This is a genomic window from Sphingomonas sp. (assembly GCF_035944535.1).
In the GTDB taxonomy this organism is placed as follows: Bacteria; Pseudomonadota; Alphaproteobacteria; order Sphingomonadales; family Sphingomonadaceae; genus Sphingomonas_B.
Genome location: NZ_DASZBC010000005.1, coordinates 110,108 through 131,644, shown reverse-complemented (window position 1 = coordinate 131,644; position 21,537 = coordinate 110,108). Strand labels below are relative to the sequence as shown.

Below are 21,537 nucleotides of genomic sequence, written 5' to 3'. Positions count from 1 at the left end.
TCAGGCCGGACACACCTTGTCTCCTGCGATCTCCAGCCCAGCGCTTTTAAGCCGCTCCTTCCATTGCCTTTGGCGGCCAATCCGATTGCTGTCCTTGAAGAGACCGCGGTTCTCCAGGGCAGCGGTGATCTCCGCCCAGCGCCGTACGCGTTGATCGGAAGGAGCCACTAGGAGCTCCTTCCGATGCAGTATCAGGGGGTTGCGTGAGGCGGAATAGTCTGTTCGGCTCACGCGGCCGCTCAGCAAATCTACGCGGACGGAGCACAGCAGAGCCGGAAAGGCGGACGCGTCGAACTCCTCATACTCCAGGAGGCCCACCACGTGTTCTTCGATGCGCACGACGTTCCAGGCAGCCGCGGGGGCGAGTTTCGTCGCGCGTTCGACGCTTTCCACCTGTTCGGCTGGCAGAAGGTTCAGAGCGGATACATGGACGTAGAGAGCGCCACGCACACGCTTCCCTACCATCTCTCTACTCTGCAGCCCGCTGCATCGCCCCCGACCAGGTGGCGATGACTGCATTCGCCAGATCCTCGACCTCCTCGTCCCCGATGTATGGTACCTGGAGGTAGACCTTGTCGTCAGTGTCGAGCTTGGCGATGAGATGGCCCTTGCCAAGCAGACGGTCGGCCCCAGGCTCCCCGAGTGCGATGCGTGAGCTCCCCTCGTCGCCAAGGCGGAGGATCAGCTTGTTCCCCAGGTTCGTGCGCAACTGCATTGTCATCACCTGATTGTCAGCACGCTGGTAGATCATGAAGAGGTGGAAGCCCGCCGCGCGGGACTTGGTAGCGATCTTGTTGATCAGGCCGTCGACGACCTTCTTGAAGTCGTCGTCCTGCATCCAGTTGGCGACCTCGTCGAAGAATATGACGACCCGCGGCATGCGCGCCTGTGGGCGCACCTTGCGATTGTACTGATCAATGTTCCGGCAGCCCTCGGCCGCGATCGCCTCGTATCGGACGTCCATGTCCTCGACCAGTTGAGTGAGTAGCGCTTTCGCCTCCTCCTGATCGTCAATGATGCCGCCGTGGAGATGTGGAAGCCGGCGTGCCCAGGCATAGTCCACGCCCCGCTTGGGATCGATCAGATGCAGCTCGAGATCAGAAGGATCGTTGAGCGCGCACAGGTCCAGGATGAGGTTCGTGACCAGGATTCCCTTGCCGCTGCCCGTCGTCCCGGAGATGAGGCTGTGAGGTGCGGCGCGCTCCTGTCCAGCATAGGCGCCCGCCAGAGGCAGGAAGCAGAGCCGACCGTCGTCCTCCTTTTCGCCCAGCAGCGGGGAGGTAGGCTGTCCATCCCGTGGTTCGGACTGACGGCGCAGCCAGGCGTCTGCCAGGTGCAGGATGGATCGTGACGGGCGTTTGAGGCCCACCGCGATCTGGCCCGGCATCGGCGTAATGCGGACGATGTCCAGACCATATCGGGTGAGCAGATCGGTTCGCCTCCGCTCCAGCCACGCGACCGTCAGCGTGCGTCCTCCGACGTAGACAAGTCCTGTGTTCGGCGTCAGTCGCTGACCCACGACGGGAGCGTCCATTCCCTCCGTCTGGAGGGCACTGCGCAAGGCGTTTATCTTGTCCTGCAGCCACGCCTCTCCCTCCGCTTGATCGGCCGCTTGGCTGAGGCGCCTGAGCACGTTGAGGATCGGCATGCTCCACGGGCCGATCAACTCGGCCGCCCCGGCGCAGTCGGCCTGCTGCTCCACCTCAAAGGGCTCGCGTTGCGCCTCCCCCGTCAGCTCGTCAGGATCGGCCCTCAGCGCGGCTTCAGCGGGCGCTTGGGCGTTCTCTGCCGACAGGTTCTCCGGCGGGGGAGCTTCCCCGCGCGTCTCCTCTTGTCCCCGCACGGCGGCGCTGGCGGGCTGCGCCCAACCCGCCGGCATGGCGATCATCGGCGGCCGCGCGTCGTTGGCGATCTCACGCAACGCTGCAGCCGTCTCAGCTCGCGAGAATACCCATTGAGCAAGCCGGCGCCGCTCTCCCGGGGCCCTAGCCTGGTCCGGGATGACCGGCATGGCTTCGTAGACGCTGTCGAGTTCATGGCTGAAGACAAACGAGTGGCCATCGACCGTGATCGGATACCTTCCGCTGCGGAGAGCCTCGATCCACTTATCCTGTTTGACGCCGCCGATTTGATCGAATGGTTCCATGTGCTCCAGCACCATGTCGGCCAGTCGGTGCCTCCAGATCGATGGATCGAGATTGGCGTCGCCACTGAGGAGGCGACTGTTCAACGACGTCCAAGTCGACTCCAACTGGCTGGCGGAGCGCTTGCGCTGTTCCGAAACGCCGTCTTGGCCGACGTACTTAGCTTCCGCGATTACCACTCGGATTTCGGGGCCCTTCGCGCTCATCGCGAAGTCGATCGCGAGGACGTCGGCCATCTCGCCCGAGAGATCGAGCCAGTCCCGATAGTCGTCGAGGAAGAACCATGCTGTGCGGTTGACGCGATCGACGCGGAGCAGACGGTCGACTTCACGCTGCGCAAGCACGAGGCCCAGCAGCTCATGGGAGTAGTTGGACCATTGCGCTCCCCTCATGATCACGCCGCCCGAGAGCTGCGCCGCTCGAATGAACAGTTGATGCCGCAAGGCGGCAAGTTCTTCGTTTACTAGGCCAGGCACCAGGACGTTCAGGTCGTCGTCGATACAGTCCCCCAGCTTCTGCTCCGTAATTTCGGTAGACACGATGACGTTGTGGGTGGAGCCGGGCACACTGAAGTAGCGGATGATCCGTCGCTCATCGGTGGCGATGAGCCTTCGATCGGCTACCCGATCGAAGGTCATGACCCAGTTCCCGAGCGCGTGTGCCTTGGTGAGGATCTCGCTGACCTCGCCTGCTTGGAACTCGACCTCCTGCACTGGCAGCCAGGGCTCCGCGTTGATCGTGGCGTCCCGCGTGCTCACTGTGCGCAACGCATCCACATAGGTCCGGCAGGGTTCAGGCTGCCGCGGCGCAGTGAGGTATAGCGCCGAGGTGGTGTTGCCCCGCCGGAACGGTCGGCGCTTGGAGCGCGCAGTCGGGACAAACGTCTCGATCGGCGAGGACGCGTTGTCGGCGGTCCCCTTGGTCCATCGAACCTTGCTGCTGCGCGCGATGACGTCCTGGAGCAGCACCACGTCGTTGCCCTTCAGACCTTCACTCGCGAGTGTTTCGGGACTGAAGATCCCGACCCGAAGCCGCGACAGGAAGTTCCGGGCCGCCTCGCTCGCGAGGCTCGTGTCTATCTCTTGGCTGATCCGCCGGTTCTGCCGTTCGTAGACCTGTCGCAGTCGAGTGGGATCGTCGTCGGTGACAACCAGCTCGCATCGGATCTCCGAATCATCCTCGACGCGGCGCGACAGTCCGTTCGCCAACGCGAGCGGAAGGTTCTCCGAATTGGCGTTCAGGATGACGACTGAAAAATTGGCCTTCTCGTGCGGGCGCAGCTTCAGGTACTCATTCGCCACCCGGTTGAAGGCTGCCACAGCGGCATCGGCTGGCTCGTCGGTCACGCCGTGCTGGTTGCCTCCTGAGATCGGCTCCAGCAGGCTGTAGTCCGCGAGCGCGTGCGTTTCGGCGACGAGTTGCGGCTCTATGCCGCTGATCACTGCCACGTCGCCATAGTAGGTGCCGCCGAGCGTCGAGACGCGGTCGTTGACGAAGTCCTCGACGCCCGCCCGTTGTTGCGCATCGCTGGTCACGACAGCGGCGATCGAGTGTGCGAGCTGGCTGGCCTTCGCCGCGATCTCGGCAAGCCGAAGCGGGTGCCATGCGGTGAGGATGGCCGAAGGGCTCTCCCCCTCGACCTCGAGGACCCCGATGGACGTGAGTGGTACGAGCAGGTCGCGGATGCAGACCTCCTCAGGCGCCACCCGCATCACGGTCCCGAGCAGCTTCCCATAGAGCTCTGCCTGCTCGAGCAGTGCCGGTGCGCCGATCCCGTCACCCCGCAAGAGTTCGTTGATCGCCTTGCCGTAGAGTTCCAGGAACGCATCGAAGTCGCTCTTGATCTCGTCGGCGGCGGTTGAGGTGAGTACCCCTTGGTCGACGATCGCCTGAAGGGCTGCTGGCAAGGTCTCGTCGATGCAGTTATCGCCGCGGCCAACGTTCGCTAGCAGGCCGTCGCTCTGACCGAACGCATCCGTCACGGAACTCCGCTGCGCGAGGTCCACGGTCGTCGAGGTTGCGCTGCGACTGCCCCGGTTCTGGTGGATGCGGCCCGACACCAACCGTGTCGGCTCCTCTGCCGCCTCTCGGCGGATGTGACGGAGGTCGATCGGCAGGGACAGGCCCAACGCTTCGGCCGGTGCCTTCCAGACCATCTGGGCACGATTGGCGTGCGGCTTGACCGAGCGGTCGCCGAGGATGGTCTCGAGTTGGTCCCGAGCGACAAGGAACGCCTCGAACTCGAGCTCGGTCGCCGCCTTCCCGGTCGAGCCGTTCTCCTCCTCAAGACCGCTCTCCCACTCCTCGGTCCAGCATCTGCCCCAGTCCAGCACGGTATGTGGTTCGAGCAGCTTCGGCAGTCCGCGATATCGGTCCCTCAGATAGCGCAGCACGCGCGTGTTCTTCTCCGAGGTCCAGAAGTCCATCTTCTGCGAGTCGCGCAGGCGCACCACCAGCACCCTGTCTACGCCTTCGACCTCGGCATCTTCATTCTCCGGAAACGCGCGGTGGGCCAGCCTCAGCAGGCCTTCGGCGAGATCGCGCGTTTCGATCGGCGCGCGGAACACCATGCGTTCCCACCTCTTGTAGAGTCTGGGCTCGGTCTGCAGCCGCGCGCGGTGCTTGGTGAAGAAGTCGTCGACGAGCTCGCTGGGCTTTAGGCTGTCCTTCGCCAGGTCGGCGAGAAGCTCCTGCTCGGTCGGCTTCAGTGTGTCGGGGTACTGGCGGTCGAAGAACGCCTTGGTCTCCTCACCAAACGACTGCTTTGGCTTCCTCTTGGTGTCGCTGAAGAACGGTTCAATTCGGTCCCACCCAAGTTCCGCCACTGCCTGCTGGCTCTGGGTCCACTGACCGTCATGCACGCCGCGGTCGTTGACGAGGGCGGTCAGCGCATCGCCTACTTCCTGCGGAAGCAGGCCCTCCGCTCGCATCGACTCCAGGCGTTTCCGAAGTTCGCCCCGGTTGAGCGGATCGCCGTCCTTCGTTCGGAGATAAAGGGCGGGCTGCGCGTCCTCGACGGCCTTCCGGAAGAAGCGCGCCGCCGTTTCCGGTGACTCCGTCACCTTCATCCTTGGGTCGCCTCCGTCGCGTGGGAGCCTCAGCGTAGGCATCGCAGCCCTGATCGCCCTTTCAGGCGTGTAGCCTCCGTCGATGATGCCGCGGCCGACGCAGCTGACGAACTCCGCGACCGTGCCCGCGTCATGGACAACGCATGCGTCCAGCATACCTCGCAGGGTTCTTGCGAAGGCACGTCGTATATCGTCCGAGCTGTTCTCCAATCCCTCGTCCGCCCAGACCTCCGGCTCCTGTAGCAGCCACTCCTCGTCGATCTTGGAGCTGTGCGCCAATGTTGGCTCGGTCGCCTTCACCATGTCGGGCGGGACCGTGCAGACAGTCAGGCGGATCCCGGGTGTGGCATGGTTCCGGTGCCATGGCGCCGTCTGGTCTGACTCGGAGGCGGGGGATACATCGCCGACGACCAGCTTCGGGTGGACAAAGACCTGGACGTCGCCCGCGGCGGCGCCATCCACGGCGACTCGCTTCGCGATGGCGCTGGTCACCTCTGCGTCCAGCCCTACCATGCAGTAGAACGCACGCCCCTTCGCTCCATCGCGTACGTCGCGCAGGCGGCGGGCCGCCACGCGCCCTATGAGGTCAAGCGTCGACAAAGTCTTCGGCTCCGGCCGAGGCTGGAGCCGCCTCGTAGAAGGGGTTGATGACGAATGCGCAGTCGTCGGACTTGCGGTCGAGGAAGCCGAGTATCCGCAGGCGCTCTTCCAGCCGCCGCTCGTTTTCCTTCAGGTCGGCGAGCGGCGCGGGCAGCGCCCCGGTCATTATGTTGAAGGCGCTACGGACCTCCTCAGGCCCGATGACGATGTTGTAGCGGACCATCAATCGGTTGAGGAAGTCGCTGAATACCATCGGCGAGGTCACGTTGGCGAGGACGAGCGCTTCCAGGAAAGCGTCGTTGGGCGAATACCAGGTGCCCGATCTTCGCTGGGCACGGAGCACGCCCACGTGCTTGGCGTGGTTGGAGATCGTCGAGGTGATCGAATGCCCTTTGCTCTTCTGTGCCTGATTGCTCATCTCCGCGAGCTGTTCGTCTGGCGAAGGTGTCCGATCGGGATTGGACGAGAGCTTCGGCCGCCACATGAACCTTTCCGAAAGCAGGTCGGCGGCCTCCTTGCCACCCGCGGCGCTCGCCATGACGGCCTTCCACTCGTCCGATGCGGCGAAGGCTTCGATGAAGGCGCCGACGGCGTCCGTAGGCAAGGATCGGTGACGCTTGAATTGGTTGGCGGAGAGCTTCCGGATGGGATTGGTCCCGGGGGCACCGACCATGTCTAGGAAGAACGGGGGAAGGGACACTCCATCGCCGACCACGTCCTGCGCTCGGTCCAGAATGTACAGGATCTGGAAAAGGCCGCTTAGCCGCTCGAGCGGATCCAGGACATTCTCGACCGGGATGTTCTTCAGCGAGAGGAGTGCGATCCAGTCCTCAGCGAGGCGGTCGTATATCGGATGCGTCCAGAGTGGGAGATAGCCGATATGAGTGTCACCGATCGATTGCTCGTCCTCACCTGCAAGCCTGCGGGCCAGTCGGTTCCAAGGCCCCTGGGAACTCAGCAGGCGCGCGTCGATTAGACTTGCCAACTTCTGTCGGCCGGCGGATCGATTGAGCATGAGATAGAGCATCTCGCCCGTGCGGCGCATGAACTTGCGATCGAGCGAGTTATCGGCGTCCACGTCCGCGAATAGCATGTTCGGACCCAGCGGCAGCAGGTGCTTGGACGTCCATCGCTTCGCTGAATGGGCCTCGATCTGAGCCGTGCGCAGCAGTTCCACCGAACGGGCCATCTCACCGAAGCTATCGAACTGATCCTTCAGGTAGCCGAGCTCCAGCCCCTCGTAGTCCCGCGCCACCGTGTCGAACCATGTGCGCCAGCGCGTGCGGTCGTCGACCGACTGTCCGGAGGCGATCTTCACGACTTCCCGGTCCCGGAAGATCAGATGGCGCAGCCGGTTGTTGAGGCGGAGCCGATAGTTGACGACTTCATGCTCCATGCAGTCGCTCGGGGCTTCAAGCGTGAAGACCGGCTCGCCCCGCTGCTTACGGTCGAAGCAGATGTGGAGGCATTCGACGACTGTCAGCCACGGCGACTGATCGTGATAGAAAAGCAGGCCCCAGATCGAGTATTCGACCCAGAGCCTTACGCTGCTGAGGTTCTGCGTTTCGGGAACGCGGATTGCGCCAGGGACGAGGTGCAGGGACTGATTTCTGCTGGGCATGCTAGATCTCGATCCGGCTGGCCTGAATTTCGCCGTGGGTGCCGAGTGCGAGCATGCGCACGACCTCCGGTCCCGGCTCCCTTTCCACGAGGCTTCGCACGGCGGCCACGGCAACCAGGGCGTAGTGCCTGATCTCCTGATGGCATTGCCGGGAGAAGCTGGCCGGCAGGCTGCCGTTCGCCACCCGCATGAGGTACTCAAACAGGAGGGGGCGGAGGTCCAGCTGCGGCATATTCTTCGCGTGTGTGAAGAATGCGGGAGGCGAGATCCCGAAGGCCGGCCGGCGGGTGACCGGGTCTAGCGCCAGCTTGAGCGACAGGCTTGTCGCAGAAGTGCGGTCGACTGCGTCGACGATGCTTACTCGCCCGGCGGGGTCATCGGTCTTGCCGATCGTTCCGGCCAGCCACAAACGGTCCTCGTCGGCGGCCATCATGCCTGTGAGGGCACGATTGAGGCCACGGACGAGTTGCTTGGTGTATCGGTCGGTCACGTCGCGCCGCTTGCTTTCGAGCGCGTCGAGCAACTCTAGGTACTCGCCGCCGTGATGGAAGATCGTCAGCCTCCAGGGCGACGCCTGCTCACGCTGCGGATGTTCGGGCAGTCGGAAGAATGCGCGCCTCCGCTGCGCCTCCAGTCCGCGCCGGAAGTTCCTGACAGCGGGATCGCCGCCGCCGCCGCCCAGGTAGTCCCGCCGGAGTGGGTCGAACAGGTCGGCGCCGTAGAGCGGCTCGCTGGCGAACAAGAGGTCGTGGAGGTCCTCAGGCTCGCGCTGCACCAGCATCGAGTCGATGAGGTTGTTGGTCTCCAGACCGGTGCCGAGAACCTCGAACACGCTGAACACCCGATTGGCGCGCCGACGGTCGTCCCGCAGGTTGAGGCCAGCCGCATTGTTGTAGGGGTTCGTGAAGGTGTACTCGCGCCGCGAGGCTCTTCGCTTGGCGGTCGAGCAGTCCAGCAGCGGCCGATTTGGCTCCTTCGAGTCACCAAGGATGATGTTGACGACCAGCGTCAGGAGCTGCCGGACGGGAACGTGCTGGTCGTTCGAGGCTGCCAGTCTCAGCGCCTGCCGGAGGCGAGAGCGGAAGGGAGAGGGGCGTTCGCCGTCTAGGAGCAGCTCTCGGTTTAGCCGGATGGGGCAGGGGTTCGGCTCAGACAGGGACGGGCATCCTGCGCAGGCGTGATCCCAATCCGGATGCTTGAGGACGGCGTCGAAGATGGCGTCGACCGTGGCCTCGCTCCAGGTGCGGCTCAGGTTGATCAGGCGCAGGGAAAGTCCGTCGCTGGTCTCCGCTTCGGCGCGGAGCATCTCCGTGACGCGGCGATGGAGATCGCGGTAGCGGTCCGCCTCCGGTCCGCCCTGACCGGCCGCGTCGCGGAAGTACTTCAGCAGCTGACCGTCGTTGGCCGCCGCCAGGTAGAGCCGGTCCTTCCGTTCTCCAAGAAGACACGCGGCGAAGGACGCGAGCTCTGCCGCTTTCCTGCTGTCGGAGATCTCACTCAGGTCGCGAATGACCCGCAGCTGCCGTCCATCCGGCAGCGTAAGGTCGAACACGTACTCGTCACCAGGCCATGCCTGGAGCTGGCCTGCAAACTCGGTCTCTATCAGCCTGCGGATGTGGTAGGTCTTGCCGTCGCCAGCGGTCCCGGTGAGGATTACGTTCCGACCCGGCAGGCCGATCAGCTCTGAGCGGACGTCCTCGAGGTGAGGTGCTGCCGTCTCGATGCTCGCCATCCCGAACGCCGCCTGTGCCTGGCGCACGTGCTCGTCGGACAGGCTGTCCGACGTGGCGACCGGGCCGTAGCTGGCGAGGAAGTCGATCAGGCGGTTGTCGTTGCTCACAGGTGGCATATCGCGCAGCCGTCCTCATCCTTGGCCCGGATCCCTCGCCGCGGCATTCGCTCGACATCCTCTAGCGACCTCCCGTCGACCCATGTGTACTGGCGCCCCCGCTTCATAGTCTCGTAGCGCTTGGCCCTTTCGAACAGCTCAGGGTGTCGGTCGCGCAGCCCCTGCCACTCGCCGATCTGCTGGTAGAAGCAGAAGTAGCAGCCCGATCGGCTCCGCCATTCGTAGTATTCCGGCAAGCCCAGACCGGCGCTTTCCAGGATGTGGCCCACCTCGGCCAGATCGATCGCGTCGTCCCGGTATGGGTAGACGGGGGTGATGTTTGGCCGTTCCGATATGACGACGGGCTTCGCGCCAGCTGTTCCGGTGCCGAGATATCCGGATCGGTTCTCGTCCGCCCGGATGCCGATGTAGGAATAGGCACGGTCGGCTCCGACGAAGCGCTCGAACGGCGCGATCTTCATCACCCGGGTGCACCAGCGGGCCCTCGGGCTGGGGAGGAATCCCGCGAAGTGCTCGTAGAGCGCCACGTCGAACGCAGTGCGCCCAGGCTTCTCGGCGACATCGAACAGATCCATGGCGGAGACCCGATGGATCTCGATGCCGAGGACGTTCTCGAGGCGGTCGAGATAGTCATAGGTCTCAGGCAGCTCGACCCCCGTGTCTGAGAACACGTATTCGAACCGCACCTCGGGGTTGCGTTGCCGGAGGTACACGGCGAGGGCCGATGAGTCCTTGCCCCCGGACACTGGCACGATGTGGCGGGCCTCGGTGTCACCAAGGGCCTCGTCGATGTGAACGGCACTTATGCTCAAAGACCCCCTCCGCAGTTCTTCATCCCGGAGGTCGAATTCTCCGAAGCAGCATCGATTTGCTCAAGGAGTGCCTGCAGCTCTGTCAGGCGAGCGCTGATGATGGGCCTCAGCTCCTCGCCTGGTTGCGCTGTGTCTAGGGCGGCAGTCTCGAGGCGCTCGCGCGTCTCTCGAAGGGCGGCGCGGAAATGGACGGCGGTCCGGTCGTCCCACCTGTCGAGCCCACGCTGCAGCAGGATCGAGCTCAGCGATGCCGCGAACGACTTGGGCGAGAAGCGGCCATTGGCCGTCTCCACCGCCTTGCGGAGAACTGCCTTGTCGCTGATGCGCAGATCCCCACGGGCGTCCATCGCGCGCAAGTCGAAGCAGCGGGCCCAATTCCTGACGGCGTCGAGGAGACCGCTTGCGGCGCCGTGAGCTCGGAACGCCTCTTCAACCGTCGTCATCGCCTCGACGGCAAATTCGTCTGCTAGCCCGTCAATCTGTATCCGGGTTCGCTCGAGCGCGGCGATGATCGAGCTGTCAGCCCCGACCGTCCCGAATGCGCGTGGGATCGCCACGAGAAACAGGTCGACCGGGTCCTTCTCGCCGTCGATCGCGCGCAGCAGGGCCTTTGCGGCGGCGTCTAGCTTCTGCGTCCGTTTGGAACCGTCCGGCACACCGGCTCGCCACCGGATGATCGAGTCGTGGGCGGTTCGGAACAGCTCGGAGTCAACGCTCGGATGCTCGTGCGTGAAGGCGTAGCTGAGCTCCCGCAGGTAGTTTATGAGCTTGAGGTCCGGCTGCTCGACCCGCACAGCGATGCCTTCTGGCATGGTGATCAGCTGGTCGAACTGGAACCCGAGCAGGTCGGGCAGGTAGACGCCCTCTTTGTAGAGCGCCACCGTGCGGGCGAACCGCTTGTACCCGGCCGCGATGAGTATCGGCAGCACCGCCTTCGGCACACCGTGTGGGGGTGAGGAGAGCTTCTCCACCAGCTGCGACAGAGGCTTGCCTCGGGATGTGGTCGGCGAACGGAAGAACCACGCGATCTCGGACCAGGCCTCCCGGAGACCCTCATCCTCGATCTCGTCCGGATCCGCGATCCTCCAGCCACCAGCTCCGCCACTCCGATGGAGCCCGGTCCGCTCCAGCACGGTGCGGTAGATCGAGCTTTCGGCGCTTCGCTCCCCGGCATCGTAGCCGAGCCGTTCCCGATCGTGATGCTCGAGCAGGGCGCCCACGACGCGAACGCGCGCTGTCTGCATCGTCCGCGAGGCGCGGTCCCGCATCAACTGTTCGTTGGCAATGCCGGGGGTCAGGCGGTACCAGCTGTCCAGCAACGCCGACGCCGCCATTGATGCGGGACGATCGCCCGATACTGGGAGGCGCCTGCCTTCCGCCCACCATTCCGCCGTAAGGCCGCGGGGATCGAGAAGCGAGCGGAGCAGGGTCGCGAGTTGCTCGAACGCAACTGACTGCAGTTCGTCAAGCTCGGTAGTTACCATGGGGTCGGAGGCGACGAAGTCCCGATCCGCCTTGAGCGCCTCGAGCGCGACCAGTTCAATCGCGGCGCTCTCCACTTCGAGTGGCCGCGTCGGGACGACGATGATGCGCCCCCTTTGTGCGGCAAGCTCTGCCGCGCCTCGGGCGGCCTCGATGTCGATCCGGGTGCGGGCCAGGACATAGTTCACCTGCGGCTCGATCGGCTCGGGTGCTCCCCTGTCGAGTTCCGCCGCAGTGACGTAGCTGCCGGAAAAGAAGCGGTTCACGCCCAAGCGGGCGTTGTGGCCTGACGCCCGCAGGTTTGGAGCAGGAAACCGGTCATCAAGGAACCGCCGCAGGTCGAAGCCAATGGCCTGTCGCTCACGCTCTTCTTTCACGCGCAGGGCAACGTCAATGTCGGCGCCGTGCCACACGGCGACGTCGTCGTTGTGGCGGCGCCAGAGGAGAAGATTCGCGTCCAGCAGGGCGTCTACAGCGGCTGTGACGGTGCGGTCGCTGATCCCGGGCCGAAGAACCGATAATTCCAGCACCGAGCGCGGAAGGCGGCAACGCTCTCCGCTGCTTCCAAGCTGAAGCAGGCAGGCGGCTGCCAGGAGCTCGCGCTGGAGGGTGTCCTTCGCGCGGGATCTGGCGCTTTCGGTCTCCAGCCACCGCCGGTACGCTCCGCCGATCCCCACGTCGCTCCGGAGCGCGTCGGCGAAGGCTGTATAGACCTCCTCGATGCCTATGGTGTGGCTCAGGTCGACCTCGCGCAGGAAGGTGAAGAGGCTCCGCTCGTTCTGGCCGACCCGCGCCACCAGCGTCGGGAGGACCTGAAGGGCTCCTGCGGTGAGGGGGCGGGCGTCGGCCAGCACCTGCTCCACCCGCCGCTGTTCCTCCACGCCGTCCAGCCATCGCGCCTCGCGGACGCGCCTGACCACCTCCGAGGGCACCTTCTCTTTCGGAGCCGCCGGACGAAGTCCTGCCACGACTTGGCCGACGAGCTGGTAGATCTCCTGGCTGTCCTCGATCATCCTGACGACTGTGAAGCGGCCCTCGACCTTCTTCCACTCGCTGCGTGTCGTCTCGTTGAGACGCGAGGCGTACGAAAGGAGGTTCTGGTGCAGCAGCAGGGTCAGGCTCATGGTTGGGCCTGAAGCCCGCGCACAGCGCTCCGCCAGCCTCTGCAAGACGTCGAGCTCGTCTGGCCGTCCCTCGCTGACGAGCCCCTCGAGATGTCGCCCGAACTCGTCCCAGATGATGGCGACGTGGTCCCAACCACCGTCTCTCAGGGCCTTTCCGAGACCCTCGACCGTACGCGGGACTCGGGTCGTCCCAAGTGACTCCGTGATGGCGGCCAGAGGGTCGGCGACGTAGCCGGAGAGGGCGACCACGGCACCCTTGTCGGACGATTCCGAGCGCTCCCGCAGCTCGCGGCCGAGCTCTGGGTCGACTTCGTCGATGGACGGGATGATCCGGCCGACCACCTCGCGATCCTGAGGCTGGTTCCGGACGGCCAAGGCGGCCACTCCGGCAGCCAGGCTCTTGCCGCTACCGTAGGGGGCGATGACCATGGTGGCCTTGCCGGCCTGCATGACAGCGGCGAGAACCGGGGTGGCGCGACGGGTGGGCTGGTAGTGGGCAAAGCGGAGGGGCTCGCCGAGGTCTTCGGTAAGGCTCATCGAGCGGAAGAAGCTGTCCTCGATCATGCAGCCACCTTCGTGATGCGTCCATAGAGCTCCTCGAGCCAGGCGCGGGCGTCGCGCTTGGGGAGGACGAGGTGACGCTCGCCTGCCAGGGTCTCGACTGCAATCCCTTCCATCCACCGTCGCCGTCCGATCCTGCCGACCAGCTCCTCGATCGCGTCGAGGCCGAGGCAGAGGATCCGTCCCGGTCCCATGCGGGCCGATGCCATCTCCCGCAGCGAAATGGACGACTTCCCCAGATCGGCCGCCAGAAGGGAGGCTGAGGCGAGGAACGCCTCAAGCGGCATGGCGTGCGGATTGCGAACCCGCTCGAAGCGGCTCACCGCGTCGTGCCGGACAACGAGTCCCAGTTCCCTGAGCGGACAGGCCCCCACGTCGTCGGGATCGACAACGTCGACCCCGGGGCGCGCGGAGTAGGCGCTAAGCAGGCAGGCCACGTCCCGCTGCGCGGCCGCCGGAGACGCCGGTCTGACCGCATGGGCGCGAGTATGCTGGAGGAAGGCATCCGTGCAGGCCAGGCGGTCGAAGATGCGGTCCGAGTAGTCGTTGTAGAACCAGGACCAGACCGTTCCCTCCCGCCGCGCCATTGTCAGGTGGAGGAACCACCACGTCCCGGGGTATTCGAAGAACGGGTCGTTCCGGTAGATAGTCCAAGCAAGCTGACTTGCGCCTCCGGATGTGCGGCTTGTGTCGCGGGGTGCGCTCAGACCGGTGACGTCGAGCCAGTAACTTAGGGACTCGACCATCTTCGAGCCGATGCCAAGTTCGTCCGCCGTATCGGTGTTCGCGACGAAGCCGCTGTCCCGGACAAGTCGTTCGATCGCCTTGGGTAGCCAGCCGTAGCGGACGGGGAATGTCGCATGCCCCCCATACTGAAAGCGGATGAGCTTGGTCATTTGAACGCAGCCAGGGTTCGGCACACCTTGGCCACTATGCCCACGGCGGCATCGATCTCTTCTGGTGAGTTGAGGCGAGACACGGAGAAGCGAACCGTCGAGAACGCATCGGCTTCGGAGAGGCCCATGGCGGTCAGCACGTGCGAAGGGGTAGGGCGCATGCTGGAGCACGCTGATCCTTGGGAGACCATGATCCCTTCTGCATCGAGAGCGGCTACGAGTGCCATTCCGTCCAGGCCGCTGAAGCGAATGCTGCTCGTGTTTGGGAGCCGCGGCGCGCCAATCCCATTGACCTTGGCATTCGGTACGACTTTGGTAATGCCGTGCTCGAGCCGGTCTCTCAAGGCCTTCATTCTCTCGACGTCGCTCTGGAAGTTTGCTGCTCTTAGGGCGCAGGCGGCACCCATTCCGGCGATCATGGACAGTGGCTCGGTTCCGGCGCGTCTTCCCGACTCCTGTTCACCTCCCCGGATCAGGGGCCGTATCCGCGCTTCACCATCGGCGAGCAGCAGCGCCCCCACGCCCATTGGCCCGTGCAGCTTGTGGCCGGAAATGCTGACGGCGTGCGGACCACACTCTGGATCGAGCTTGATTGGGAGCTTACCTGCCGCCTGAGCCGCATCGGTGTGGAACAGAGTGTCTGGCCGCGTCTCACACAGAGCGGCGATGTCGGCGATCGGCTGAATGACACCGGTCTCGCTGTTCGCCGTCTGAACTGATATAATAATCGGTCCGTCGATGGTACTCACGAGCCGTTCGACGTCTCGGACGTCAATCAACCCGTCGGGCGAGACTGCCAAGGATCGGACGCACCCCCCCTCGGACCGCAGCGCTTCCGCGGGTGCAAGGACGGAGGGATGCTCGACAACCGTGGTGATAAGCGTCGCGCCCATCGTGCGGGCTGAGTTCAGCACCATGTTGTTCGCTTCGGTGCAGCCGGAGGTGAAGATCACGCCGTCCTCGAAGACGCCCTCCGCCAAAGAGACCACCGCGTCCCTGGCTTGTACCAGGATGCGCCTTGCGGCGGCACCCCTGGCGTGATCGCTGGATGGATTCGCCCCGTCCCGGAGTGCTGTCAAAATCGCCCGCTCGACCTCAAAGGTGATGGGAGCGTTGGCGTTTGCGTCCAGATTGACCGACCGACGTGTCGAACCGCCATCATCTCCGCGTTGAGCCGCGACGCCAACCTGGCTCTCCGCTAAATTGCCGTCCCACATACGCTTTGAACCCCCGGGGTGGATGCCTTATAGGATCGACTTCCTGCCTACGCCAAGCTCGCCATGCCCCTATAACGGGTTTGGATCTGGCCCTTCAGCCTAGAACAAATGAGGAACTCAATCAACGCGACTTCGGCCTTAGGGCTGTCCTCGTGCGCGCCAAGAATCTTCCGGGCGTGATCGGGCCGAGTTCTCCAGCGCCATGACAACAACTGAAGGCTCTTCGGGCGTTGATTGAACGCCCTACATCTGGTCTGCAACGACCTGGCGGCTTGGTTCGCCTGGGCATTCTGGTCCACGGCGCTGCAAACCTTGTTCCGACTTCGGCAAAGGTGCGACCACCCGGATGAGCTCGGTTCTCGCAGTCTGGGCAGGACCATTGCGGGTCAAACAGTATCGCGATTCCTAAAGGTGACGTATGTCGAGGCTTGTTGGCACCTCCGTTCCGTAGCGCATGTTCGCTGAGATGAAGCAGTCCGCTCGGCTGCGGAAAATTGTTCATGGCCATCAGCGAGTGATAGATTTCTTACCTTGATCTGCACTCGCGTAGATGACGGCGAGAAGCCGAACTGCCCACCTTCATGGTTCGTCGACCAGTTGCTCCTAGCCGACCAACGGACACGCCAGCCATTCGCGTAGAAAGAATGGCTCGTTTGCGTTGCCGAGGCCTTTCGGCGACGTGAACACGATCAAGTCCGACGCTCGCTTGTTGAGCGGACTCTCCGGGAGCGCATGTACGAGACCAGGTCCTCCGGCAGGTACCGCACAATTCTTGGCCCGATCTCCACGTAGCTCGGCCCGGTCCCGAGCACCCGGTAGTTCTGCAGCGTTCTGACGCTGACGTTAAGGGCCCTGGCCGCCTGTTCCGTCGTCAGTCCCAGCACTTCGCCTTCGGCGATGCGCATCAGCCTGGCGCTTCCTGCCATCTCCCGGTTGTCTTCCCGCCGCTCCATGATCTACCTCCGAACAGGTTATAGGATCGGCCTCGGGAGGCGCCAAATGCCTCTCGATACATGCTGTGCTATCGTCTCGCGTAGTCTTCCGCAGCGCAGCCGGCGCCGCCCTTGCGTTCATCCGCTTTGGTGCGATGATCCAGTTCACGGAACGAAGGCGGTGGGCGATGAAGGGGGAATGGCTTCGCGAGAGTGACGATACCGTCATCGTCTTCATCCATGGCATCCTGTCCTCCGGAGGGGCGTGCTGGCGGCACGAGAGCGGCACTTACTGGCCTAGGCTGATCCTGCAGGAAGAGGGCGCGCTAGACCCCGGTGTCTACGTGTACTCATACAAGACCGGTTTCTTCAGCGGGAGCTACCGGGTCAGCGACGCGGTTGACGACCTAAAGGAGCGATTGGCCCTCGATGGCGTCCTCGCATGCCGAACCATTGTCTTCGTAGCGCACAGCATGGGAGGGATCGTCGCGCGCAAGCTACTAGTCGAGCGCGCCGATGACTTCAGAGACATCAATCTTGGCTTGTTCCTGGTCGCGTCGCCATCCCTTGGCTCCAGCTACGCGAACGTGCTGGCGCCTCTAGCGCGGCTCGTGGGCCACTCACAGGCGGACGCCCTTCGCTTCTCGCAGTCGAATGCTTGGTTGGCCGACCTCGACAAGGAGTTCAAGAACCTGCATACGTCCGGAAGATTGGCGATCTCGGGCAAGGAGCTGGCCGAGGACGTGTTCATCGCGCTGCCTGGACTGGTCCGGCGTCAGGTCGTGCCACCTTTCTCCGCCACCGCCTACTTCGGCGAGCCCTACAAGGTCCCGGACAGCAACCACTTCTCGATCGCGAAGCCGGTGAACGCTGACGCCATACAGCATCGGCTTCTAGTCGACTTCGTCCAACAGGTGCGCGCCAAGCTGCGGCCGCGGATCGAACCGGAGCTCCGCGGCCGCCTCGATCGTCGGCTGCTGGCGTGCAGTACCGCCGGTCTGCCATTCCGCGCGTTCCACAAGCTCGACGCGGTCTTCTCGATGCAGACCGGCTTCGCTGCCAGCGTTCTGGGAGGCGTGAAGCCTGGCGGGTTCGAGTCAGTGCGTGACTGGCTGCGCGAGGCGGTTCGAACCCAATCATCCTCGGAGCCCGGGGAGGAGCACGCATTACCGCCGATTGAGGAGGACGCGCACTTGGAAGCGGCGGCCGAGCTCGCGGCTGCGGAGCGCGCCAAGGCTGTCGATGAGCGGCATCTGCTTCTTGCGATCCTCGCTGATCGTGCGTCAGGGACGGTGCGCCAACTCGCTGAGTTCCTGGGCGACGCCGGGTTCGACCGCTTCGTCGATGCCACCCGTTCCGCTCGACCGAGCGCCGCGAAGCTGTCGCGGACACCCGCAGGACCGCCGATTGGGGGCGCGGCGAGGTGAGCAGGCGCGGAATTCGCTCGACCATCGGCGGGATCGATGTCGCTCGAGCGCAGCGCCGACGCCGGCAGCTGATCAACTTCGACGAAGGCCTCGTAGCTCACGTACTGGAGACCCGTCGTGGTGGCATGGGGGTTGTCCACCTCTGTTCGCTGGAGGAAGGCGCCCTCGAGCCCACGTTTGCACTGAAGACGTTCGAAGAGAGCTACTTCTTCGACCCGGGCATGCAGGCGGCGGTGGAGGCCGAGGCGTCATGCTGGCTGGAGGTTTCCGGCGCCCCGTTCGTCCTGCCGCTGATCGACGTACTCAACGCACACGGTAAGCCTCATCTGATGATGCCGGCGGTCCGTTCGCCTGACCGGGGCGACCCTTCGTTGGCGGGCGAGATCGCTAGATCGGGCGCCGGGCTTGAGAGTCATCGATGCATGACGCTGTCGCTTCAGATCGCTACCGCGATGGCCGGGTGCGACCGCCTGCTTCCTGGCATCGTGCACGGCGATCTGAAGCCAGGGAATGTCCTCCTGCTACCCGACGGAACTGCTCAGGTCGCTGATTTCGGCGCCGCCCGCCTGCTGTCGCACGCAGGTCCTTCGAACCTCGCTCAAGGGACAGCTCTGTATCTCGCGCCGGAGTGCTGGGACGATCCGGAGGTCGCCTCGCCGGCCTCGGACGTCTATGCGTTCGGCGCAACGCTCTGTGAGATGCTGACTGGGCGCCCGCCTTTCGACCCCCGGCCTGGCGGTGGCTTAGAGCTGGCGGCGATGCATAGGACGTCACCGCCGATTTGCGTGACTAGGGAGGCAGAGCCGCTGGCGCGAGCGCTCTCAGATCTGGCCACCCGTTGCTTGGCGAAGCGGCCGGAGGATCGGCCGTCTTCGATGACCATGGTGCAGCGTATGCTTCACTCCATCTGCAACGAGCTGGATCCCGTACTCCTGCTGACGAGCCTCGCGCCGGGCGTGGCGAGGCACGACGTACTTGGCGACGTTCGCCTGCTGACAGTGCGCGCGCGGTCTCTTCTCGAGCGGGGTGATGGCCAAGGAGCGCTGCGAGTACTCTCAAGGATTCCCGCCGACCAGATGGCGGGGGATCTGCTCCGGTTGCGCGGAACAGCGCTCTGCCTCGCCGGGCGGGAGGAGGAGGCATTAGTCGATCTCGAGGCCTTTCTAGTGGACGCGCCCGAGGGCGACGAGCGCACGCGCGGCGCCAACGAAATGGCCCTTGCCTACAAGCGCCTCGGCCGGCTCGAGGATGCGCGCGCTGTCTACGAAGCCCTTATCCCCGCTGCCTCAAGTGAGATGCAGCTGATGCTTCGCGGCAACTACGCCGCGACCCTTCTCGAGCAGGGGAGTACAGGGCGGGCAGTCAACATCCTTCGCGAGCTTACTTCGAGGCAGTCAGACTCGCCGGAGGCCTGGGCGATCCTGGCGGACGCCCTCTCGCGTGGAGGGCAGTCGAAGGAGGCCGTGGCCGCAATGCAGCGAGCGGTTCAGCTGGCGCCAAGAAACGGTGCTTATCGCGTCTTCCTCGGTGGCCTGCTGATGGATGGCTTGCGGGACGTCGGGTCCGCGATTGAGTCGCTCGACGCAGCATATGGACTCGGTCACCAGTCCCCGGAGTGGCTGGTCCGTACACTTGCGTGCAACATGCTGCTCGACAGGCGCGAGCATGTCCTTGAGCTCCTCGGCGTACTTCGAGACGGGCTGCCGAGCGACGAGGCGGAAGCTCTGTTCCAGGAAGCCGTGTCACTCGCCAGCTCGGTCGCCGGTCAGAAAGAAGGCGCCGCCCTGTCGGCCGTCGTAGAGGAGGATGAGGTCTCCAATGATCGCACCGCCGAGATGGTCGGTGAGGAGGCTTCGGGGCTGGGTGATGACGGGTCCCGAGCCGCGGATCAGCGGTCCGACGCGGACAGGAAGGAGTACTCCGCTGCGGTCCGGAAGGGCCTCGTGCCGCACGTCCAGGCACGTTACTCGAGCGTAGACGGGTCGACCCTCTTCGACTTCTATTACGCATTCGACGCGGCCGATTACCCGGAGGTCTTTGCGCAGGCCGCCGCCGAAATCTCCGTGCACAGCATGGGACTGATGGGCGGCGCAAGCACGCGGTCGCGGCCGTTCGTGTTCGCCCGGTGCCCGGTCTGCTCCGCCAACATGCTGACGCAGCGCGACGATGGGGAGTGCTATCGCTGCCAAGGCTGCGAGGAGCGCGTGCGTATGACGCCGGTCGCCGATCAGAAGCTGGATCGGCTGATGGCGCGTACGATGGAGGCCGCCCGGATCAATAGTCGCGAGATCGGGGCCGGCACGGTCTTTCTGGCCGTCTTCGGTTCGGCTGCGCGGGATCAGTCTGCCGTCGTCGAGCTCGAAGAGGCAGGCTATGTGCCCGTCCCTCCAGAGGCTGTCATTTCCCGCAGGCTGATGATGGAGGCCGTGCAGAGCGGCGTCCCGTCACCTTCAGAGATGCGTGTCTGGATGCGCCCGGTGGAGCCGGGCTGGTCGATTGCACTCGACGGCACGCCGACTGAGGTCAACCAGCTGGTGCGTCGGCTCAGGCGGCGTATCGGGCAGCTGTCCAGCATGTCGATGCTCGTGCCGCCGGAGGCCGTGAGCGATATGCTCGTGGACGAGCAGCAGGTCGTTCATCGCTTGATCGAGGCGGATGGAGGTGATGATCCCGCCGTCACGAGGACGCTCATCGAGGCGGCCCTGCGACATGGCCGCACCGAAGACGCGTGCAGGCTGCTCGGGTCGCTACGGCTCTCGTCACCCGATGATCCAGACACGTTCGCAGCGGCAGCCGCGGTCGGTATGGCACAAGATCGACCGGAAGATGCAGTGGCGCTGCTCGAAGAGGTGCTGCGGCAACGACCGCGAGATCAGGGCGCGAGGATGCTCCTTGCAAGCGCATGCCTGAATACCGGTCGCGTGGAGCGCTTCAGGGAGCTGCGTGATCAGCTTCGTGCGCACGGACTGCCAGGGGCTTTTGACCTGGAGCTGTCTGACGAAGATTGATCAGCCCGGCGCCAGCCCAACAATGCGAGGCCGACTCCTTCATCCACGGATTTAGCGGGATAACCGCTGAGGCCGCTAAACGATCTTCATGATTGCCTGTCCGTCAGCCGCGGGTTGAGGGTCGAACTGCGAAGGCGCGGTGATCGACCTACTGAAGCACGTCACCTCCGCAGCCCGACCTCGGGACGGCCTCATCCTTGTTCGAGGAGGACGTAGGGAATCGTCACACGCTTCCATGAGGTGCCGTGAAAGCGCCTGGCCTGATCCTGGGCGGAGGTGATGAAGCTATCCCACTGCGCTGGCCAGATGGTCTGGCAGCCGAGGCTCGAGGTCCTGGTGCGACTACCACGATGGATGTTGATCCCGAAGCGACCCGTATGCTCGTAGTCCGCGTCGATGCCGTCCCGGATGACCGTGACGTCGCCCGCACGCTGGCAGAGCGCGGGATAGGCGGGACCGCTTCCAGCATGGTTGTCGAACCGGTAGGCAAGCCACACTCCGGGCTTCAGGCGAGCCATACCCTTCTTGGAACCGAAGCCGGTGCCCGGCCGACGGCCGGACGGGTCGGTGTTCGCATTGTAGGCTCCGAAGAACGCTGGTGAGACAAGGAAGAGGGCGTCGTCGTAGATGCCGCGGTCGTTCCTGTCAGCATTGCCCATCGACTGGAGATAGTAGCCGCGGATGCCGGCTACGAAGACGGGGTGATCCGCTACGCGCAGGCCGGCCGCCTCCACCTTCGGCAGAAGCTCGGAATAGCTGAGCCGCGGACGTGTTTCAGGAACTATTGGCATCTCGC

13 protein-coding genes are annotated in these 21,537 nt (G+C 64.5%); 3 read left to right on the top strand and 10 right to left on the bottom strand.

Annotated elements, in window-relative coordinates:
• Positions 1-393, bottom strand: coding sequence for a hypothetical protein (locus VGT77_RS04225; RefSeq protein ID WP_327459885.1), 393 nt, complete (start codon positions 391-393; stop codon positions 1-3).
• Between the two features lie 76 nt (positions 394-469).
• Positions 470-4,714 (bottom strand): FtsK/SpoIIIE domain-containing protein, encoded by a 4,245-nt coding sequence (locus VGT77_RS04220; RefSeq protein WP_327459883.1) that lies wholly within the window; start codon positions 4,712-4,714, stop codon positions 470-472.
• A gap of 285 nt (positions 4,715-4,999) precedes the next feature.
• On the opposite strand from VGT77_RS04220, the gene VGT77_RS04215 reads away from it, so the two are divergent.
• Positions 5,000-5,197 (top strand): hypothetical protein, encoded by a 198-nt coding sequence (locus VGT77_RS04215; RefSeq protein WP_327459881.1) that lies wholly within the window; start codon positions 5,000-5,002, stop codon positions 5,195-5,197.
• Positions 5,198-5,798: 601 nt separating this feature from the next.
• Here VGT77_RS04215 and VGT77_RS04210 read toward each other — a convergent pair.
• From VGT77_RS04210 to VGT77_RS04180, 7 genes are all read right to left on the bottom strand, one after another.
• The gene (locus VGT77_RS04210) at positions 5,799-7,433 is read right to left on the bottom strand and encodes a hypothetical protein (protein WP_327459879.1); all 1,635 of its coding nucleotides are present in this window, start codon (positions 7,431-7,433) and stop codon (positions 5,799-5,801) included.
• A 1-nt stretch (position 7,434) separates the two neighbouring features.
• A complete protein-coding gene (locus VGT77_RS04205; protein WP_327459877.1) occupies positions 7,435-9,273 on the bottom strand; it encodes a hypothetical protein in 1,839 nt (612 codons plus the stop codon).
• A complete protein-coding gene (locus tag VGT77_RS04200) occupies positions 9,270-10,094 on the bottom strand; it encodes a phosphoadenosine phosphosulfate reductase family protein (protein WP_327459875.1) in 825 nt (274 codons plus the stop codon). The genes VGT77_RS04205 and VGT77_RS04200 overlap by 4 nt, the downstream gene beginning before the upstream one ends.
• A complete protein-coding gene (locus tag VGT77_RS04195) occupies positions 10,091-13,264 on the bottom strand; it encodes a hypothetical protein (RefSeq protein WP_327459873.1) in 3,174 nt (1,057 codons plus the stop codon). The genes VGT77_RS04200 and VGT77_RS04195 overlap by 4 nt, the downstream gene beginning before the upstream one ends.
• Complete coding sequence (locus tag VGT77_RS04190; protein ID WP_327459871.1) at positions 13,261-14,157, bottom strand: DUF4007 family protein; 897 nt, start codon at positions 14,155-14,157, stop codon at positions 13,261-13,263. Before VGT77_RS04190 ends, VGT77_RS04195 begins: the two co-directional genes overlap by 4 nt.
• Positions 14,154-15,374: a cysteine desulfurase family protein gene (locus VGT77_RS04185; RefSeq protein WP_327459869.1), complete on the bottom strand. Its 1,221-nt coding sequence runs from the start codon at positions 15,372-15,374 to the stop codon at positions 14,154-14,156. The genes VGT77_RS04190 and VGT77_RS04185 overlap by 4 nt, the downstream gene beginning before the upstream one ends.
• Positions 15,375-16,063: 689 nt before the next feature.
• Positions 16,064-16,327, bottom strand: a complete 264-nt coding sequence (locus VGT77_RS04180) for a helix-turn-helix domain-containing protein (RefSeq protein WP_327459867.1) — start codon at positions 16,325-16,327, stop codon at positions 16,064-16,066.
• Between the two features lie 167 nt (positions 16,328-16,494).
• Between VGT77_RS04180 and VGT77_RS04175 the strand changes: the two genes are divergently transcribed.
• Together VGT77_RS04175 and VGT77_RS04170 are read left to right on the top strand one after the other, a co-directional pair.
• Positions 16,495-17,733 carry an alpha/beta hydrolase gene (locus VGT77_RS04175; RefSeq protein ID WP_327459865.1) on the top strand — a complete coding sequence of 413 codons (1,239 nt, stop codon included), beginning with the start codon at positions 16,495-16,497 and terminating at the stop codon, positions 17,731-17,733.
• Entirely contained in the window at positions 17,730-20,741 is a 3,012-nt protein-coding gene (locus VGT77_RS04170; protein ID WP_327459863.1) for a protein kinase domain-containing protein, read from the top strand. The genes VGT77_RS04175 and VGT77_RS04170 overlap by 4 nt, the downstream gene beginning before the upstream one ends.
• Before the next feature lie 191 nt (positions 20,742-20,932).
• Here the strand turns inward: VGT77_RS04170 and VGT77_RS04165 are convergent, their stop codons facing one another.
• Positions 20,933-21,532, bottom strand: a complete 600-nt coding sequence (locus tag VGT77_RS04165; RefSeq protein ID WP_327459861.1) for a hypothetical protein — start codon at positions 21,530-21,532, stop codon at positions 20,933-20,935.
• Positions 21,533-21,537: the final 5 nt, after the last annotated feature.

Coding starts and splice junctions, on each gene's coding strand:
- VGT77_RS04175 (WP_327459865.1), top strand. CDS start 16,495: ATGAAGGGGGAATGGCTTCGCGAGAGTGACGATACCGTCATCGTCTTC.
- VGT77_RS04190 (WP_327459871.1), bottom strand. CDS start 14,157: ATGACCAAGCTCATCCGCTTTCAGTATGGGGGGCATGCGACATTCCCC.
- VGT77_RS04220 (WP_327459883.1), bottom strand. CDS start 4,714: ATGGTGTTCCGCGCGCCGATCGAAACGCGCGATCTCGCCGAAGGCCTG.
- VGT77_RS04165 (WP_327459861.1), bottom strand. CDS start 21,532: ATGCCAATAGTTCCTGAAACACGTCCGCGGCTCAGCTATTCCGAGCTT.
- VGT77_RS04210 (WP_327459879.1), bottom strand. CDS start 7,433: ATGCCCAGCAGAAATCAGTCCCTGCACCTCGTCCCTGGCGCAATCCGC.
- VGT77_RS04215 (WP_327459881.1), top strand. CDS start 5,000: ATGCACGCCGCGGTCGTTGACGAGGGCGGTCAGCGCATCGCCTACTTC.
- VGT77_RS04185 (WP_327459869.1), bottom strand. CDS start 15,374: ATGTGGGACGGCAATTTAGCGGAGAGCCAGGTTGGCGTCGCGGCTCAA.
- VGT77_RS04180 (WP_327459867.1), bottom strand. CDS start 16,327: ATGGAGCGGCGGGAAGACAACCGGGAGATGGCAGGAAGCGCCAGGCTG.
- VGT77_RS04195 (WP_327459873.1), bottom strand. CDS start 13,264: ATGATCGAGGACAGCTTCTTCCGCTCGATGAGCCTTACCGAAGACCTC.